This is a genomic window from Sneathia sp. DSM 16631 (assembly GCF_014892235.1).
GTDB lineage: Bacteria > Fusobacteriota > Fusobacteriia > Fusobacteriales > Leptotrichiaceae > Sneathia > Sneathia vaginalis.
This window is the reverse complement of sequence record NZ_JADBHL010000001.1, coordinates 277,625-295,721: the sequence shown is the minus strand read 5'-3', so window position 1 is coordinate 295,721 and position 18,097 is coordinate 277,625. Positions and strand designations below refer to the sequence as shown.

Here is an 18,097-nt window from a genome sequence, read left to right as displayed (position 1 = left end):
ATCTCCCAATTTTTTGAGAGATTTTTTTATAACCCTTTTTTTGTTGCCATATATACCCTATAACCCTCGCATATATTAAGGCAATTAACTTCTTGGAATATATTTTTTAATTCTTTTTCAGTTGATTTTGCTCCATGCTTTGTCATAATAACACAGAAAAATACTCCATTTTCATTTAAGTGTTCATAGCTTTTTTGATATAGTTCAAATATTAGCTTTTTACCAGCTCTAATTGGAGGGTTAGATATGATCAAATCAAAAGTATCAGAAATATTTTCATAAAGATTTGATTTAGTAATATTAAACTTATTAATATTATTTTTTTCTAAATTTACACTAGATAAATCAAGTGCACGTTCATTAATATCAGATAGTGTAACAGTGCATGTAGGATAAAATGTCTTTATTATAGTCCCAACAACACCATATCCACAACCAATATCAAGTACACTAAAGTCTTTATTAGAATAATTTTTAATGATTTCTTTTAATAAGATTAGTGTACCTAAATCAATATGATTTTTTGAAAATATACCATTATCAGTTGTAAAGATAAAATCTTTATCTAGAAAATTTAAAAATATATCTTTTCTTTTTGAAATTGTATCAGGTTTTTCACTGAAGTAATGTTGCATTATTTTTCCTTTCTCATTAAAAATCTTTTTTCATTATCAAAATATTCATTATCTAAGTTTTTTGTAATCTTAAATCCTAAAGAGCTATATAGTCTTATTGCATAAGTATTACTACAAGTAACAGTTAATTCAAAAATTAAAATATCTTTTAAGTCAGAAAACATGAAGTTCATTAACATTCTAGCATATCCCTTATTTTGATATTTTTCATTTGTTGATACACCATATATATAGGCTATATTATCTTTAGAAAAAATAACTTCAATTACTGAAATAATATCTGTATCATTAAAAATCGCATAAGTACTACCGTATTTTGTGAAGGGTGATATATTGTATTGTCCAACACCAGCAGTTCCAAATATTTTTTCTTCATACAGATATATTCTTTTAAGAATATCCCTATCAAGTGTAGCATCTAATTTTTTAATTATCATAACATACCTCTTTTAGGTATAGACCATTAGGGGATAATATTTTTTTTGGTCCATTGCCCATACCATTAAGCTTATTTATTATAGTTTGTTCATCTTCATATATGCAAGAAGCTACAATTAGTCTTATCATAGATTTTAAAAAACTATTACCTTTTATTATAATCTGAAACTCATCATTAATTTTTACACAATTAGCAGAATAAATCTTTCTGACTGGATTTTTTTGGTCTTTATCAGATTTAGAATAAAGTGTAAAATCATGCTCACCAACAAATAAAGCTAGTTTTTTATTTATTTTTTCAATATCAATAGTTTTTCGTATTTCAGATATATATGAAGCTTCAAAAGGTGATATATCATCAATATATTTCAATCTATATAAATATGTTCTGTAAGTAGCCATATATCTAGAATTAAAGTCTTTATCTACAATATCAATGTTATAGACCTTTATTTTACCATAAAGAGCTTTATTAATTTGCTTTTTAATAGCAATAGGAGGGATAGTTTTAGATATTTTAAAATTTGATACTTGCATTAATGCGTGTACACCTCTATCAGTTCTTCCAGAGCTAATTAAGTTTATTTTCTCATTGAAAACTTCAAATATTACTCTTTCTATTTCACCTTGAACTGTAATCTTATTCTTTTGTCTTTGCATACCATAGAATTTACTTCCATCATAAGAGTATACCATCCTTATATCCATCTATCCAACCACCCATTCTTTTTAGGTAAGCCCAACACCTTATTCCCTTTATTTATACTAATTTTCTTTTTTGCTATGTTGAATAAGGGAAGATCAGATAAGCTATCAGAATAAAAGCAAAGCACATCAAAACTTCCTAATTCATTTAACCTTTTTAGTTTTTCATTTTTCTTACAATTTTTTCCAATAAGAGTGAAGTTTGAATATTTTGTTGATATTAATATATCAAAGCCTAATTTTTTGTAAATAGGTTCTAGTAAAAAATCGGGAGATGCAGATATTAGGATTAATATGTCGGCATCCTTTCTATTTTCCTTTATTTCTTCAAAAAAATATGGATAAATATTCTTAATTTCCTTTTCCCAGAATAAATTAATATCATTTTCTATATCCATCCCTTTAAATATACTAAAAAATATATTTTTTACTTTTTTTAAATCTTTAATATTAAAAAGTATTATGGTAAGGTTTAATATGAATTTTGGTATAAGGTATCTATGACGTTTTAAGAAAAAAAACATAAAAGCCATGCTTGTTTCCTTACTGTATATTGTTTTATCAAAGTCATAGATTATAGCCTTTTTCATTACAGTCCTCCATCATTGTTTTAAAGTCTAGTTTTTTTAATTCATGTAGTATATCAGAGTTTAATGTATATCTTGAAAATATATCTTTTTCTTTCTCTTGCATGTATAAGACTTCATTTATCATTATTCTATCTTTTATTAATTTATTATCATTTGAACAAAGTAATCTTTGAGATACTATCATCACAACAGAATCTAGTAGTAAATATTTAGGAATTGACATATCGATAAGTCTTGCAAAACTTGTAATACAATCATTAGTATGTAGAGTTGCAAGTACAAGGTGACCAGTAAGAGCTGCACGAATTGCAATTTTTGCTGTTAATTCATCACGAATTTCTGAAATTATTATTATATCAGGATCGGATCTTAGTGAACTTCTTAAAATACATGGAAAACTTAAGCCTATTTCTTCATTAACCTGTACCTGTATTATACCATTTACCTTATTTTCTACAGGATCTTCAATTGTTATTATCTTTTTATTACCTGTATTTAATAGATGTGTAAAGGATAGTAGAGTGGTAGACTTACCACTACCTGTTGGACCAGTTACAAGGATTAAGCCATGTGATTTAGATAATGCCTTTTTTATCTTACAAATATTATTTTCATTAAAGCCCAATGTTTTTAATGATATATCTGATAAGTTAGAATTTAGTATTCTAATAACAACATTTTCACCTGTTATACTAGGCATTACACAGACTCTTAAATCGTGATTTTCAAATGTAATATTACCATCTTGTGGTAATCTTTTTTCAGCAACATTCATTTTAGCCATTATCTTTATACGTGATATTAATTCACTCGCATTGTTTAAAGTATTATCTAATTTTATTACCCCATTTACCCTATATTCTATGAGGCATTTTCCGTAATAATCTTGTATGTGTATATCACTTGCTTTTAATGCAATTCCTCTTCGAATTATATCATTTACTTCTAAAATTATATTGTGAGTTATAAAGACATTGCTAGAAGCAATGTCTTTAGTTGTAGTATTTCCCATTATATACCCCCGTTTAAAATTGTTATTTTTTATTCAAAATTTCTTTTAATAATAATTCATTTTGTGCTTTAACTGAAGAAAATAATACTTTTTTTATTATATTGTAGAACTTAAGTTGTTGTTTTTGATTTTCAACTTCTTTTATCATAGATTTAATTTGTAAAACTAAGAAATCTTGTTCTTCATATGAAAGATTAAAAGTCTTTAATTTTTCTCTTTTTTGTCCTTTTTCAACATGTACTTGTTTTCTTATATAATCAAAAAAGCTTTGAATATTAGGTAAAACTGCATTGTTAGCTTCCATTTGTTTTTTTAGTTCAGTTATAACTTGATCTAGGTATCTTTGTGAACTTTTAGATAGGTGTACTTCTATTTTTCTTTTACCTTTACCAATTTTTTGAACAGCAGAAGCCATTTTCATTTGTTGTTTCATGTTAAATACGTCCATGTCGTTTATTTTGTTAGCATTAACCATTTTCATTAGTTTCTCCTCCAATCTTAAGTATTTCTTCAAAATTAATTTGGCCTTGTCTTATCAAACTATATTTACCATCAAGATATGACACTATTGTTGAGGGAATTCCAGATAAATTTTTATCTGTTGTGATTATTAGAGGAACATTTTTTAAAAGTTCATCTGATATATTGCTAATATTTGTGACAGGGGGTTCGCCAGATATATTAGCACTAGTAGTCATAAGTATTCCACCAACTCTTCGTATAATATCTCTTGTTAAGTCATTATCAGGTATTCTGATCCCAACAGTAGGACCTAGTAAGTCAACAAATTCTTTTTTTGTCTTACATACAATACTTAATGCACCTGGTAGAAAATGTTTGATAAGATTTAAGTCAATATCATCTGTTAATTTAAAAAAATCATTATAATCAGATACTAAAGCCAAAATCTTTTTATTTTTATCTCTTTTTTTTAAGAGATATAGTTGTTCTATTGCTTTTTTTGTAGGTATTGCACCTAAACCATAAACAGTATCAGTTGGTACTATTATACAACGACCTTCTAGTAATAACTTAATACCATCTTCTATCTTATTTTCATTCATTTGATTCATCTATATCATGAGGAAGAGCAAATAGGTCGCTTATAGGTTCTTCATTATATATTCTATGTATAGTTTCAGCAAACATTGTGCTAGCAGAAACTATAGATAATTTATCAAATAATTGTTCTTCTTTTAATTGAATTGAATCAGTTACAATAATCTTTTTAAAAGCAGAATCTTTTAGTCTTTGTACAGCTTGTCCAGAGAATACTGGGTGAGTAGCACATGCATAAACTTCAGTAGCACCAGCTTCTTTTAGTGCAACAGCGGCGTTACATATAGTACCAGCTGTATCGATTATATCATCTATTATTATTGCTTTTTTACCTTCAACATTACCTATAATATTCATTACTTCACAAACATTAGCTTGTGGTCTACGTTTGTCTATTATGGCAAGTGGTGTATGTAACCATGTAGCAAGATTTCTTGCTCTTTTAACTCCACCAACGTCTGGAGATACAACTACAGTATCGTTAGGTGTAAATCCTTGGTTTATAAAATACTTTGCAAATATAGGTAAAGCTTCCATATGATCAACTGGTATATCGAAGAATCCTTGTATTTGTTTTGCGTGTAAATCCATTGTAACAACTCTTGTTGCTCCAGCGGTTGTTAATAAATCTGCTACTAATTTAGCTGTGATTGGTTCACGAGGACTAGCTTTTCTATCTTGTCTTGCGTAACCATAGTATGGAATAACTGCTATTATTTCAGAAGCAGAAGCTCTTTTTAATGAGTCTATAAACACTAATAATTCCATTAAACTTTGATTTACTGGTTTTGAAGTTGATTGCACTACGAATACTTTACAACCTCTAACAGTGCAATTGGCTTTAACAAAAGTTTCTCCATCAGCGAAACTTATGATATCTCTATCACCAAGCTTAGTACCCAATTTATCGGCTATTTTACTTGCAAGTTTAGCACTAGATGTACCAGCAAAAATTTTTATTTCGTGTTCTTTCATCTTTTCTAACACTCTCTTTCTATTTTTTATTAATTATAACTTGTCTTGCACGACCAAATGCTATTTTATTATCATCTACATTTTTTGTAATTACACTACCTGCTGCAGTTAGAACATTATCTCCAACTTTTACAGGTGCTACAAATATTGAATTACTTCCAATAAATGCATCTTTTCCTATGAAGGTCTTATTCTTATTAACACCATCATAGTTACATGTAATAGTTCCAGCACCTATATTAGTATTTGCTCCTATAACAGAGTCTCCTAAATATGTTAAGTGTCCAGATTTTACACCTTCATTAAGTGTTGAGTTTTTAACTTCAACAAAGTTTCCTATATGCACTTTCTTATTAAGAACAGTTCCTTTTCTTAAGTGTGCAAAAGGACCTATTGTAACTTCATCTTCTAAAATAGAGCTTTCAATGACACTATTATCAATTTTAACATTATCTTTTATTGTACTATCTTCAATTCTTGATGAAAATATTGTACAATTTTGCCCTATGATAGTTTTTCCTTTTATTATTGTATTTGGGTAAATAGTAGTATCACATCCAATAATTACATTTTCTTCTATGTAAGTATTATTAGGATCTATGATATTAACGCCATCTTCCATTAATTGATCTAATTTTTTTAAGGTTAATATCTTTGATACAAGGGCTAAATCTTTTTTAGAATTAACTCCTATCATTTCATTTTTATCTTTAAGTAATAAGCTATCAGATGTATAACCTAAATTGTTTAATATTTTTATAGCATCAGTTAAGTAGTATTCGCCCTTGCTATTTTTATTATCAATTCTATCAATAACATCAAGTAGTGCCTTAGTTTTAAATAAGTAAACACCTACATTAATTTCATTAATTTTTTTTATATCTTCGCTTGCTTCTTTCTCTTCTATTATGTCAATGACCTTGCCCATATCATTTTTTATTATTCTACCATAACCCATAGGGTCATCTAATTTACAAGTTAAAAGTAAACAATCAAGATTATTTTTTATAAATTTATCTTTCATTTTTTCTATTGTGTACTTTGATAATAAGGGACCATCACCATAAGTTACTAGAACTAAGTCTGAATCTTTGAATTTGTCTTTTGCTATTTTTATAGCATGACCAGTTCCTAATTGTTCTTCTTGAACGACATAGTCATATTCTGGAAAATCTTTTATAATCTCCTCTTTCTTATAACCCAATATAAGTAGAACATCACCAAAATCTTTAGTTGTATTAATAACTTTTTGTAACATTTTTTCGCCATTAACTTTATGCAATACTTTAGGAATACTAGACTTCATTCTAGTACCTTTTCCAGCTGCAAGAATTATTGATAACATATTTCCTCCAAAAAAAAATTATTTCATATATTATACCATAAAATTATACGAAATTATAGAGAAAAACCATCTATAGTTTCTTTTAATATTTTTTTAGATGCATCTAATTTTTGAGTTTCTTCCTCGTTTAAATCAGGACAAATCTTCATTATTTGACCTTGTCTACCTACTATATTAGGTACTGAGTAGTAAACATCACTAATAGGGTTGTAAGTAGAAATAGTTAAGATAGATTTTTCATCTCTTAATATTGCTTCAACTATTCTTCTAACAGATATTCCTATTGCATAGTTAGTATATCCCTTTTTATTAATTATTTCATATGCAGCATTTTTAACGCTATTAGTTACTGATTCTTTTAATTCATTTAATTCAACATTTTCACGTTTACAATATTCGTCTATAGATAAAGGACCAATACTTAATGCAGACCATACTGGAAATTCACTGTCACCATGTTCACCTATCATGTAACCATGAACACTTTTAGCATCTATATCAAAAATTTGTGAAAGTGTATATTTTAATCTTGAAGTATCAAGAACTGTACCACTACCTATAACTCTAGTTGCAGGGAAACCTGATAACTTGTATGTAAAGTAAGTTAAAACGTCTACTGGATTTGCAACTACTAATAGGATACTGTTAGGTGAGTATCTAACAATCTTAGGAATCATTTGCTTAAATATTGATAAGTTTTTACCAATAAGATCTAGTCTTGTTTCACCAGGTTTTTGACCAGCACCTGCTGTAATAATTACTATATCAGAATCAGCAGTATCTTTGTAGTCACCTGCTGTTATTTCAACAGATTTCATAAATGCAGCACCATGTGCAATATCTAATGCTTCTCCTTGTGCCTTATCCTTGTTAATGTCCACAAGTACAATGTGAGATGCAAGCCCTGATTCAGCAACTGCTAATGTAGTAGCAGATCCAACGAATCCTGCTCCTATAATTGATACTTTGTTTGTTTTTCTCATACTCATATATGTTCCTCCATTTTTAATATTGTGTTTGAAATCTTTTTTACTATTTGTAAGTCGTGCGATATGAAAATAAATGTTGTCATATATCTTTCATTAAAAAACTTTATTAATTCTATGATTTGCTCTTGTATAGTTAAATCAAGAGAAGCTATAGGCTCATCACAAATAACAAGTTTTGGCTTTAATATCATAGCAGCACCGACTATAACTCTTTGTCTTTGACCACCAGATAGTTCACTAGGATATCTATCTTTAAAATGAGTTAATTTTAAAAATTCTAACATTTCATCAACTCTTTTAGAAATATCTTTCTGCTTATTAACTATTAATGGCTCAGATAAAATCTCATTAACAGTCATTTCTTCATTTAGTGCACTATATGGATCTTGAAAAATCATCTGTATATCAGATATTTTGCGTAAATTAAGATCTTTATTCTCAAATAGAATTCTACCAGAACTAGGCTTAGTAATACCTAATATAATTTTTGCAATGGTGGATTTTCCAATACCTGATCTACCGACTATAGAAAAAATTTCACCTTTTTTTACTTCAAAAGATAGGTTTGAAAATATAGTTTCATGACCATATCTTTTTGTTACATTTTCTAGTTTTAAAATCATACTACCACTTCAAATTTTACAATAAAATAGTTAAAAAATCTAGTGAAAAGCTAAATATATATGAAAAAAAGCTAGTTTTAAGCTAGCTTTTAATAAGTTTTCTCATACACTGAAACCTTTAAATGAATTTAAGAGCATTTTCATAGTCAGGTTCATCAGATACTTCATGTAGGTATTCTGTATATATAACCTTGTTGTTTTCATCAACTATTATTACTGAACGAGTTAAAATACCTAATTCCTTAATGTATGTTCCAGTAGCCTTTCCATAGTTCTTGTACTTCACATCACTTAAAAAGTGTATATTTTCATTTATATTAGTATAAAGCTTTGTAAATACAAATGGCAAATCAAGCGATATAATATAGCATGTAATCTCTTTATCTTTAAGATAATTTGTAAATTTTGATATTTCAGTAGAACATGTATCTGTAACAAGCGACGGGATAGTTAAAAAAATTCTTTTTCCATGCGTTTTATTTAAAGTTACTTTATTAAAATTACTATCAATTAATCTGAAATCTGGGAAATCATCATCAACTTTTAATCTTGTGCCTGTTAATGTAACAGGGTTACCCAAAAATTCTACTTTCATTATTTCTCCCCTTTACTTTAATTTAAATATTTATTAAACCAATCTACCATATTTTGTAGTCTTGATATTCTAGCTTTAGGCTTACCACTTCTTGATAATTCATGGTTTTCACCTTTAAATACGACCATTTTAGCATCTATCCCCATATCAAGTAGAGCCGTTAACATTTGGTATCCTTGATCTATAGGGCATCTATAATCACAGTCAGAATGAATAATTAATAATGGTGTCTTGCACGACTTTATGTATTTTAGTGGCGAGTGATTCCATAATACATTGAAAAAGTTTTCGTCATTAAATTTTGTCTTATTTTGATCGTCGCTGAAGTAATACCCTATATCACTTACACCATACATAGATATCCAATTTGAAATAGACCTTTGTGTTACAGCACATTTAAATCTATTTGTATGAGTTACTATCCAATTTGTCATAAATCCACCATATGAGCCACCAGTAACCCCTATATTCTCAGTATCTATACTATACTTTTCTATAACCGCATCTACAAAGTTCATAAGGTCTTCATAGTCAATAGAACCATATTTTCCACGTATATCTGCAAATAAGTTACCACGACCTGATGAACCATGAGGGTTAGTGTACATAACAATGTATCCAAGACTAGTTAAAACTTGCATTTCGTGATAGTAAATAGGTGAATAAACTGTCATTGGACCACCATGTATATCTAATATTGCCTTATACTTCTTGTTTTTGTCATAATTTTGTGGCAAGAGTACAAAACCTTTAATTTTAGCATTATTAGAAATAAAGTCTACTTCATTTGCCTTAGAAATATATCTGTTTTTAAAGACTTCATCGTTAAATGAAGTAATTTTTTCTAAATTAGTTCCCATATATATTTCAGCTATTTTACCATCTACAAAAGATAGTGTATAAAGTGTGTTGTCTATATACACATAACCATCAATAGAACCCATAAATTCTAGTATCGTAGTAATATTCTTATTTGAATACAAAGATAACCTAGTATGATTTTCTACAGTTTGTACAAAGTAAAAGCTATTGTCATTATAATTAACAAGAACAGTTTCATTATGACCTAGTCTTGCATCACTTCCAGTTGAATTTCCATAGTCTATATCTTCATTTATCTCAATATTAAGTTCGTGTGTTTTTCTGTCTAAGTAGTATACCTTTTCAAGTTCATTTATACCAAATTTTTTCATATCTGAACCAAATAAAAGGATATAATCTTTTAGATATTTACAAGAATTAAATGATATATCTGCACGATACAAAGTTGTAGTTGTATTTTTTTCTATATCATATTCATATACATTAGAGTATAGTTTCATCTTATTCTTAAAAATATTACCAAGATAAACAACCTTCATACTATTTTTATCAACATCAAAATCTATAACATTAAAGTCGTCATCTTCTGAAATCTTTTTTAATTCATTAGTTGTACTATCATATACAAAGAGTTGATTTCTCTTGTAGTTAGTATAAGAAGCACCATTAGAAAAGAATGGTATTTGTTCTATAACAACACTAAAATCTTCATCTTTTTTTAATGTCTTTTCAATTGATAAAATGTATTTTGTATCTGATATTTTTTTTATACTATTTACTGGATAGGGTATGCTAAATATCTTTTTAGATTCACCTTCACCTAGTGTAAGGTTATAGAATTGTGTAATATTTTTATCTTTTTCATCATTTTTTGAGATTAATAAACTTTTGTCGTTTATCCAATCATGAAAATTAAAAGATTGCTTTTCAATTAAGCATATATTTTTCTTATCTTTATATAGATAAAGGCTAGTATCATACGCATTCTTATCTAAATTAACATTTTTCACTATATATGCAAAAGCATCTTTTTTAGGATTTGATTGTAAACCAGAAATATATTTAAAGTCATTAAGTAATTCTAAATTAATATTTTCCATACTATTGCCTCAAATAAAGAATAATTCTTCAAATTTGTAATCTAAAGCTCTACAGATTAATAAAGCTAATTTAGCAGATGGATTAAATTGCCCATTTTCTATGTAGCAAATAGTTTGTCGTGAAACACCCACAATATGAGCTAATTGTTCTTGAGATATCTTTTTCTCAACTCTAGCAGACTTTATGCGATTTTTTAAAATCAAATCATAGTTCAATGTAATCACTCCTCGTTTTTTTACCATAATTATATTATAAATACAAAAAATTTTCAAATTCTTTTAAATGTGTGATATAATTTATTAAGAATGGAGAAAAAAACGTGATAGAGAATTTTTTAGAAGCTAGCATTTATGCAAGAGAGCTTTTTATTGACGATGAAGAAATACTAAGTATTAAAGAAAAAGCATTAGATGATAATGTCCCTATAATAACCGATGAGGTATTAGCCTACATGATATATATGATAAAGTTATTAAAACCTAAAAATGGGTTAGAAATAGGTACAGCTGTTGGTTATTCAACGTACTATTTATCAAAATATATGAAGACAACAACAATAGAAATTGATGAAGAAAGATATAATATAGCGAAAGAAAACTTAAAAGGTAGAAATGTAGATATGTATCTAGGTGATGCCTTAGAAGTTTTACCTAGTATAGATCAAAAATTTGATTTTATTTTTATTGATGCTGCAAAAGGTAAGTATAAGGATTTTTTTAATCTTTGCTATGAAAAATTAAGCGATAATGGTCTCATATTTATAGATAACCTATTATTCAGAGGTTATGTAACGGGGGATGATTATCCTAAGAGATATAAGACTATTGTTAGAAATTTAAAAGAATTTATTAAATATTTAAGAGAATATAATTTTGTACTATTACCATTTGGTGATGGTGTAGGATTAGTAAGAAAGGATGAGAAATGAAAAATAAAATAAAAATTTTATCTTCAATAGGGATATTGATGTTTTTAATGTCTTGTTCTACAACAAAACCTGATTTAGTAGAAATAGTAGGAAGAAGAAAAACAGAAAATATTTCTAGTTTAGAAAATAATAGAATATTAAATGATAAAGAATTAGAAAGTAAGGTATTTGACAGAAAGTATAGAAATGTCAATAAGAATTTAAGAGGGGTGTGGGTTAGTACAGCATTTAATCTAGATTTCCCACATACAACTCCATATAATATGCAAAAACAAAAAGAAGAAATAGATGAAATAGTAGCAAATACAAAAAAATGGGGATTAAATGCAATATTCCTACAAGTTAAACCTTTTGATTCTGTAATATATCCATCAAAAGAACATCCTTTTGATAAAAGTATAACAGGGTATAAGGGAGCAGATCCTGGTTATGATGTATTACAATATTTCATAACTAAAGCACATGAAAATGGAATAGAACTACATGCATGGTTAAATCCATACAGAGCAACTCCTACAACAGACTTATCTAAAGTTTCTAGTAAAAATGTAGCTAATTTACACAAGGATTGGGTATTTAGTTATGGTGGAAAATATTATTTAAATCCAGCTAAAAGAGAAGTTGTTGAAAGATTATACAAAAATATAGAAGAAATTGTTAAAAACTATGATGTAGATGGATTACATTTAGATGATTACTTCTATCCTTACCCATATAATGGTGAAAAATTACCAGAATTTGATAGAAAAGAATTTGAAGCACAAAATAAATATGCAACAATAGGAGATTTTAGAAGGGCAAATGTCGATGAATTAATAAAGAATTTATCAGTTTCAGTACATAAAATAAAGCCAAGACTATCATTTGGTATAAGCCCATTTGGAATTTACAGAAATATTTCTAGTGACGAAAGAGGATCATTTACATCTGGACTTCAAACATATGATACACTATATGCAGATGTAGTTAAATGGATGGAAAATGGTTGGATAGACTATGTAGCACCACAAATATATTGGAAAATTGGAAATAAAACAGCCGATTACACTACATTAGTTAACTGGTGGTCAAATATTTCAAGAAAGACTGATACTCCTTTATACATAGGAGAAGGTGTGTATAAAGAAGATACATGGCCAAAAGGTGAAGTTAAAAGACATGGAGAAGTTAGAAAGAGAACTCCTAATGTAGATGGATACATACTATTTAGATATGGAGTACTTAAGAAAAATCCTAGTATAGTAGAGGATATACGATAATGGACTTTAAATTACATTCAAAATTTAAGCCCACAGGTGATCAACCTAAGGCTATAAAGTTTTTATGTGAAAATTTAAAAAATGGTATATATGAGCAAATCTTATTAGGTGTTACGGGTAGTGGGAAGACTTTTACTATTGCAAATGTAATAGAAAAGTTAAATAGACCAGCATTAATCCTAGCACCTAATAAGACTTTAGCTGCACAGTTGTACAATGAGTACAAAAAGTTTTTCCCAGAAAATGCAGTTGAATATTTTGTATCATATTATGACTATTATCAACCAGAAGCATATATACCAAGCACAGATACATATATAGAAAAAGATTCTAGTATAAATGATGAAATAGACAAGCTACGTCATGCTGCAACAGCAGCACTGTTAAATAGAAGGGATGTAATAATAGTTGCATCCGTTTCTGCTATATACGGGTTGGGTTCTAAAAAGGCATATAAGGAAAACTCTATACCCATTGATGTTAGTGTTGGTATAAAAAGAAGTGACTTTATTAAAAGATTGATAGATTTAAGATATGAGAGAAATAATGTAGTCTTAGAAAGAGGTAAATTTAAGGTTAAAGGAGAAGTAATAGATGTTTTACCTCCATATCAAGAAACAGCCTATAGATTTACTTTTTTTGATGAAGACTTAGAGAGTATTTCTGAAATAAATGCAATAAGTTGTAAGAAAATTAAGAATGTAAAAAGAATTACAATAATGCCTGCTACACACTATTTATCAGTTCTTGATAAAGAAGATATATTTAATGAAATAAAAGATGAGCTAAAAGATAGGGTTAACTTCTTTGAAAAAGAAAATAAGATATTGGAAGCACAGAGAATAAAGCAAAGAACTGAATACGATATGGAAATGATAAAAGAAATTGGATATTGTAAAGGTATAGAAAATTATTCAAGATACTTAAGTGGTAAAAAACAAGGTGAAGCACCAGATACATTACTAGAATATTTTCCAAAAGACTTTCTTCTATTCATAGACGAATCACATATTACAGTACCACAAATAGGGGGTATGTATAATGGAGACCATGCAAGAAAACAAGTTTTAATAGAAAATGGGTTTAGACTACCATCTGCTTTTGATAACAGACCATTAAAAAAAGAAGAGTTCTTTGATAGAATAGGTCAAGTTGTGTATGTTTCAGCTACACCGAGTGACTATGAATTAAGTCATGCTAAAAATGAAATAGTTGAACAGTTGATAAGACCTACAGGTATAACAGAACCTAAGATAATTATTAAAAAAACTAAAAATCAGGTTGATGATTTATTAGATGAAATACAGTATGAGATAAAAAATAAGAGAAGAGTACTAGTTACAACTCTAACTAAAAAAATGGCTGAAGAATTAACTTCATACTATTTAGAATATGGTTTAAAAGTTAAGTATATGCACTCAGAAATAGATACAATAAAAAGGGTGGAAATAATTAAGGGACTAAGAAAAAAAGAGTTTGACGTATTAATTGGTATAAACTTATTAAGAGAAGGTCTTGATATACCAGAAGTAGGACTTGTTGCAATATTAGAAGCAGATAAAGAAGGTTTTTTAAGATCTAGAAGATCTTTAATACAAACAATGGGTAGAGCAGCAAGAAATGTAGATGGGCGTTGTATACTTTATGCAGATATAATGACAGATTCTATAAAAGAATCGGTTAAAGAGGTAGAAAGAAGACGAAAGTATCAAGAAGAATATAATAAAAAGAATGGAATAATACCTAAAAATACTATTAATAGTGAAATAGACTCTCTAAATGGTATTATTGAACAGGAAGACACTAAGCAAGAATTTAATAGTATAGAAGAAATAAATAGTCGTATAAAGAAATTAGAAGTGCGTATGAAGGAATTTTCAAAAGATTTAGACTTTGAAAATGCAATAAAAGTAAGAGATGAAATTAAGTATTTAAAGAATGTATTAATGGAGTTGATGTAATGGAAGTATATACAGTAAGTCAAATTAATGCTATTATAAAAAACTATGTAGAAAGCAATGAGTTTTTTAGAAGTGTATGTATAGAAGCAGAAGTATCAAATATTACATATCAATTAAAACATATGTATATGAGTTTAAAAGATAGTAATGCTAGAATAAAATGTGCTTGTTTTAGTTATAGATATAATGATATACCATTAGATCTAAAAGAAGGAGATAAAGTTAAGGTATATGGTGATATAAATGTATATTCAGTTGATGCAAGTGTACAAATAATAGCTAAAAGAGTAGAAAAACAGGATATGCTGGGTGAGTTATACAAAAAATTAGAACTATTAAAAAAAGAATATCAAGAAAAAGGGTATTTTGATGAAGGTATAAAAAAGAAATTACCTAGTTTTCCTAGAAGAATAGGAGTTGTTACATCAGATACAGGAGATGCTATAAGAGATATTATTAGAAATACACATAATAGAGATCCTAAAGTAGAGATAATTCTGTACCCAGCAAAAGTTCAAGGTAAGGATGCAGAGTATAGCATAGCAAGAGGAATAGAGTTTTTTAATAAACATAAAGAATTAGAAGTTGAATGCCTAATAATAGGAAGAGGTGGAGGAAGTATAGAAGATTTATGGGCCTTTAATGAAAGAGCTGTAATAGAGGCTGTTCATGAATCAAGTTTACCTATAATTTCAGCAGTAGGACATGAAGCAGATAACTTGTTATCAGACTTAGTAGCTGATAAAAGAGCTTCTACACCCACACATGCACCTCATTGTTTAATTAAGAATAGAAAAGACATAGATGAAAAATTAAATGAGTATAAAAAGAGACTAGATAGTTTATTAGTTCAAAGAGTAAAATTAATGAAAACTAGGTTAGAAAGTATAGAACAAAGCTATATAATACAAAAATTCTATGAAAACACTATTTTAAATAGACAACAAAGACTAGATGAAATTAATTCTAAATTAGATGATAATATCTCAAAATATTTATACGAAAAAAGAGTTTTACTTGAAAAGATAAGACTTAATACAGAAAAGTACGATAATATGAGTATATTAAAAAGAGGGTATACTGTAACTTATATAGACGGTAAACTATTAAAAGATACGAAAGTTAAAAAGGGGAGCATTTTAAAGACAGTTAGTTCAAATGATGAAGTTATTAGTGAGGTGAAATAATGTATAAAAGAGAAGGATATATTTCATGGGATGAATACTTTATGGGATTAGCTTTTTTATCAGGAAAAAGAAGCAAAGACCCTGTTACACAAGTTGGTGCTTGTATAGTTAAAGATAAGAAGATTATAGGTATAGGTTATAACGGTTTTCCAAAAGGAAGTGATGATGATGAATTGTCATGGGGTAAAACAAGTGATAATATTTTAGATACTAAATACCCTTATGTAGTTCATGCAGAATTAAATGCTATATTAAATAGTATAATGAAATTAAATGGAAGTACTATTTATGTAACACACTATCCATGCAATGAATGTGCAAAAGCAATAGTGCAATCTGGAATAAGTAAGGTTGTATATTATTCTGATAAGCATAAACATCACGAGTTAACAAAGGCTTCTACAATAATAATGGAAAATGCAGGAATAGAAATACAAAAGTATGAAGAAAGAGATCAAGAAATTTTAATAAAATTTTGTGATTAAAAAAATCTAGAAAACACTAGATTTTTTTTGATATGTGTGATATACTGTAAAAGTTGCATACATATGTAACGTTTTTATATTATATGATTCGAGGTGATTTAATGGCTAAACAAGATGTTCTAGAACTAGAAGGAGAAATATTAGAAGCTCTTCCAAATGCTATGTTTCAAATAAAACTTGAAAATGGGCATACAGTGTTAGGACATATATCAGGTAAAATTAGAATGAACTACATTAAAATTTTACCAGGTGATAAGGTAACTGTAGAAATATCACCGTATGATTTATCGCGTGGTAGAATCGTATACAGAAAAAAATAAAGGAGGTTTTCAGATGAAAGTTAAAGCATCTGTTAAATGTATTTGTGACAAATGTAAGATTATTAAAAGATCTGGCGTTGTTAGAGTAATATGTGAAAACCGTAAACATAATCAAAAACAAGGATAGTAATATTAAAAAACATTATTGATAATTTTTATACATACCTAGTAGATATAAAAATTGTAAAGATATGTTTGGCCGTAGAGCTTATTCTTATCGCTGATTATTTAAGGTAATAAGGCATATTGAAGAAGGTAATATCGAAATTAAAGGAGGAAAAAATTTGGCTAGAATAGCAGGAGTGGATATACCAAGAAACAAAAGAATTGAAATCTCACTTACATACATTTTTGGTGTAGGTAGAAGTACTTCAAATGAAATATTAAAAAAAGCTGGAGTAGACAAAGACATTAAAGTTAAGGATTTAACTGAAGAAGATTTAGGTAAAATCAGAAAAATAATGGATGACTACAAAATTGAAGGTGAACTAAGAAAAGAAATTAGACTTAACATAAAGAGATTAACAGATATAAAATGTTATAGAGGTCTAAGACATAAAATGGGATTACCTGTAAGAGGTCAAAAGACTAAGACAAATGCAAGAACAAGAAAAGGTCCAGCAAGAATGGCTGTAGCTAAGAAGAAATAAAAGGAACAGGAGGAAAGCGTAAGTGGCTAAGAAAACAGTAGTTTCAAAGAAGAAAAAAGCAAAAAACATACCTAATGGTATTGCATATATACATTCAACTTTCAATAATACAGTTGTTACTATTACAGATACAGAAGGTAAAGTAATAGCTTGGAAATCAGGAGGTACTTCAGGATTTAAAGGTACTAAAAAAGGAACTCCATTTGCAGCACAAATAGCAGCTGAACAAGCAGCACAAGTGGCTATAGATAATGGAATGAAAAAAATCGAAATAAAGATTAAAGGGCCTGGATCTGGAAGAGAAGCTTCAATAAGATCTATACAAGCAACTGAATTAGAGGTAACAAGAGTAGTAGATATAACTCCAGTGCCTCACAATGGTGCAAGACCACCTAAGAAAAGAATATAATTTAGGGTA

At 28.1% G+C, this 18,097-nt stretch carries 23 protein-coding genes; 9 read left to right on the top strand and 14 right to left on the bottom strand.

Translation table 11 applies throughout. The annotated features are described in order from the left end of the window. Positions 1 to 26 precede the first annotated feature (26 nt). From IMK15_RS01480 to IMK15_RS01415, 14 genes are all read right to left on the bottom strand, one after another. A complete protein-coding gene (locus IMK15_RS01480; RefSeq protein WP_192941625.1) occupies positions 27 to 635 on the bottom strand; it encodes a class I SAM-dependent methyltransferase in 609 nt (202 codons plus the stop codon). Then, positions 635 to 1,072 (bottom strand): GNAT family N-acetyltransferase, encoded by a 438-nt coding sequence (locus IMK15_RS01475; RefSeq protein WP_192941624.1) that lies wholly within the window; start codon positions 1,070 to 1,072, stop codon positions 635 to 637. The genes IMK15_RS01480 and IMK15_RS01475 overlap by 1 nt, the downstream gene beginning before the upstream one ends. Continuing rightward, positions 1,062 to 1,781 (bottom strand): tRNA pseudouridine(38-40) synthase TruA, encoded by a 720-nt coding sequence (gene truA / locus IMK15_RS01470; protein WP_192941623.1) that lies wholly within the window; start codon positions 1,779 to 1,781, stop codon positions 1,062 to 1,064. Before truA ends, IMK15_RS01475 begins: the two co-directional genes overlap by 11 nt. Continuing rightward, a complete protein-coding gene (locus IMK15_RS01465) occupies positions 1,772 to 2,368 on the bottom strand; it encodes an HAD family hydrolase (protein WP_192941622.1) in 597 nt (198 codons plus the stop codon). Before IMK15_RS01465 ends, truA begins: the two co-directional genes overlap by 10 nt. Continuing rightward, the gene (locus IMK15_RS01460) at positions 2,346 to 3,380 is read right to left on the bottom strand and encodes a GspE/PulE family protein (protein WP_192941621.1); all 1,035 of its coding nucleotides are present in this window, start codon (positions 3,378 to 3,380) and stop codon (positions 2,346 to 2,348) included. The genes IMK15_RS01465 and IMK15_RS01460 overlap by 23 nt, the downstream gene beginning before the upstream one ends. Positions 3,381 to 3,402: 22 nt before the next feature. Beyond that, positions 3,403 to 3,861, bottom strand: a complete 459-nt coding sequence (locus tag IMK15_RS01455) for a viral A-type inclusion protein (RefSeq protein WP_192941620.1) — start codon at positions 3,859 to 3,861, stop codon at positions 3,403 to 3,405. Next, positions 3,848 to 4,444 carry an L-threonylcarbamoyladenylate synthase gene (locus IMK15_RS01450; protein WP_192941619.1) on the bottom strand — a complete coding sequence of 199 codons (597 nt, stop codon included), beginning with the start codon at positions 4,442 to 4,444 and terminating at the stop codon, positions 3,848 to 3,850. Before IMK15_RS01450 ends, IMK15_RS01455 begins: the two co-directional genes overlap by 14 nt. After that, positions 4,437 to 5,414, bottom strand: coding sequence for a ribose-phosphate pyrophosphokinase (locus tag IMK15_RS01445; protein ID WP_046328505.1), 978 nt, complete (start codon positions 5,412 to 5,414; stop codon positions 4,437 to 4,439). The genes IMK15_RS01450 and IMK15_RS01445 overlap by 8 nt, the downstream gene beginning before the upstream one ends. 19 nt (positions 5,415 to 5,433) lie before the next feature. Beyond that, the gene (glmU, locus tag IMK15_RS01440; protein WP_192941618.1) at positions 5,434 to 6,759 is read right to left on the bottom strand and encodes a bifunctional UDP-N-acetylglucosamine diphosphorylase/glucosamine-1-phosphate N-acetyltransferase GlmU; all 1,326 of its coding nucleotides are present in this window, start codon (positions 6,757 to 6,759) and stop codon (positions 5,434 to 5,436) included. A gap of 53 nt (positions 6,760 to 6,812) precedes the next feature. Further along, positions 6,813 to 7,748, bottom strand: a complete 936-nt coding sequence (locus IMK15_RS01435) for an L-lactate dehydrogenase (protein WP_192941617.1) — start codon at positions 7,746 to 7,748, stop codon at positions 6,813 to 6,815. After that, positions 7,745 to 8,371 carry an ABC transporter ATP-binding protein gene (locus IMK15_RS01430; protein ID WP_192941616.1) on the bottom strand — a complete coding sequence of 209 codons (627 nt, stop codon included), beginning with the start codon at positions 8,369 to 8,371 and terminating at the stop codon, positions 7,745 to 7,747. Before IMK15_RS01430 ends, IMK15_RS01435 begins: the two co-directional genes overlap by 4 nt. A 118-nt stretch (positions 8,372 to 8,489) precedes the next feature. Then, the gene (gene tpx, locus IMK15_RS01425) at positions 8,490 to 8,966 is read right to left on the bottom strand and encodes a thiol peroxidase (RefSeq protein ID WP_192941615.1); all 477 of its coding nucleotides are present in this window, start codon (positions 8,964 to 8,966) and stop codon (positions 8,490 to 8,492) included. A gap of 17 nt (positions 8,967 to 8,983) precedes the next feature. Next, the gene (locus tag IMK15_RS01420; protein WP_192941614.1) at positions 8,984 to 10,888 is read right to left on the bottom strand and encodes an alpha/beta hydrolase family protein; all 1,905 of its coding nucleotides are present in this window, start codon (positions 10,886 to 10,888) and stop codon (positions 8,984 to 8,986) included. 9 nt (positions 10,889 to 10,897) lie between these two features. Beyond that, complete coding sequence (locus tag IMK15_RS01415; protein WP_046328509.1) at positions 10,898 to 11,104, bottom strand: helix-turn-helix transcriptional regulator; 207 nt, start codon at positions 11,102 to 11,104, stop codon at positions 10,898 to 10,900. 104 nt (positions 11,105 to 11,208) lie between these two features. Here IMK15_RS01415 and IMK15_RS01410 point away from each other — a divergent pair, with 104 nt between their 5' ends. From IMK15_RS01410 to rpsK, 9 genes are all read left to right on the top strand, one after another. After that, positions 11,209 to 11,817 (top strand): O-methyltransferase, encoded by a 609-nt coding sequence (locus IMK15_RS01410; RefSeq protein ID WP_192941613.1) that lies wholly within the window; start codon positions 11,209 to 11,211, stop codon positions 11,815 to 11,817. Continuing rightward, positions 11,814 to 13,076: a glycoside hydrolase family 10 protein gene (locus IMK15_RS01405; protein WP_192941612.1), complete on the top strand. Its 1,263-nt coding sequence runs from the start codon at positions 11,814 to 11,816 to the stop codon at positions 13,074 to 13,076. The genes IMK15_RS01410 and IMK15_RS01405 overlap by 4 nt, the downstream gene beginning before the upstream one ends. Beyond that, positions 13,076 to 15,037: an excinuclease ABC subunit UvrB gene (gene uvrB / locus IMK15_RS01400; RefSeq protein WP_192941611.1), complete on the top strand. Its 1,962-nt coding sequence runs from the start codon at positions 13,076 to 13,078 to the stop codon at positions 15,035 to 15,037. Before IMK15_RS01405 ends, uvrB begins: the two co-directional genes overlap by 1 nt. Then, the gene (gene xseA / locus IMK15_RS01395) at positions 15,037 to 16,224 is read left to right on the top strand and encodes an exodeoxyribonuclease VII large subunit (protein WP_192941610.1); all 1,188 of its coding nucleotides are present in this window, start codon (positions 15,037 to 15,039) and stop codon (positions 16,222 to 16,224) included. The genes uvrB and xseA overlap by 1 nt, the downstream gene beginning before the upstream one ends. Beyond that, positions 16,224 to 16,709 (top strand): deoxycytidylate deaminase, encoded by a 486-nt coding sequence (locus IMK15_RS01390; protein WP_192941609.1) that lies wholly within the window; start codon positions 16,224 to 16,226, stop codon positions 16,707 to 16,709. Before xseA ends, IMK15_RS01390 begins: the two co-directional genes overlap by 1 nt. Positions 16,710 to 16,810: 101 nt before the next feature. Beyond that, entirely contained in the window at positions 16,811 to 17,029 is a 219-nt protein-coding gene (gene infA / locus IMK15_RS01385) for a translation initiation factor IF-1 (protein ID WP_192941608.1), read from the top strand. A 13-nt stretch (positions 17,030 to 17,042) separates the two neighbouring features. Further along, the gene (gene rpmJ / locus IMK15_RS01380) at positions 17,043 to 17,156 is read left to right on the top strand and encodes a 50S ribosomal protein L36 (protein WP_046328515.1); all 114 of its coding nucleotides are present in this window, start codon (positions 17,043 to 17,045) and stop codon (positions 17,154 to 17,156) included. 157 nt (positions 17,157 to 17,313) lie between these two features. Next, positions 17,314 to 17,679, top strand: a complete 366-nt coding sequence (rpsM, locus tag IMK15_RS01375; RefSeq protein ID WP_046328516.1) for a 30S ribosomal protein S13 — start codon at positions 17,314 to 17,316, stop codon at positions 17,677 to 17,679. 22 nt (positions 17,680 to 17,701) lie between these two features. Further along, positions 17,702 to 18,088 carry a 30S ribosomal protein S11 gene (gene rpsK, locus IMK15_RS01370; protein WP_046328517.1) on the top strand — a complete coding sequence of 129 codons (387 nt, stop codon included), beginning with the start codon at positions 17,702 to 17,704 and terminating at the stop codon, positions 18,086 to 18,088. Positions 18,089 to 18,097 lie beyond the last annotated feature (9 nt).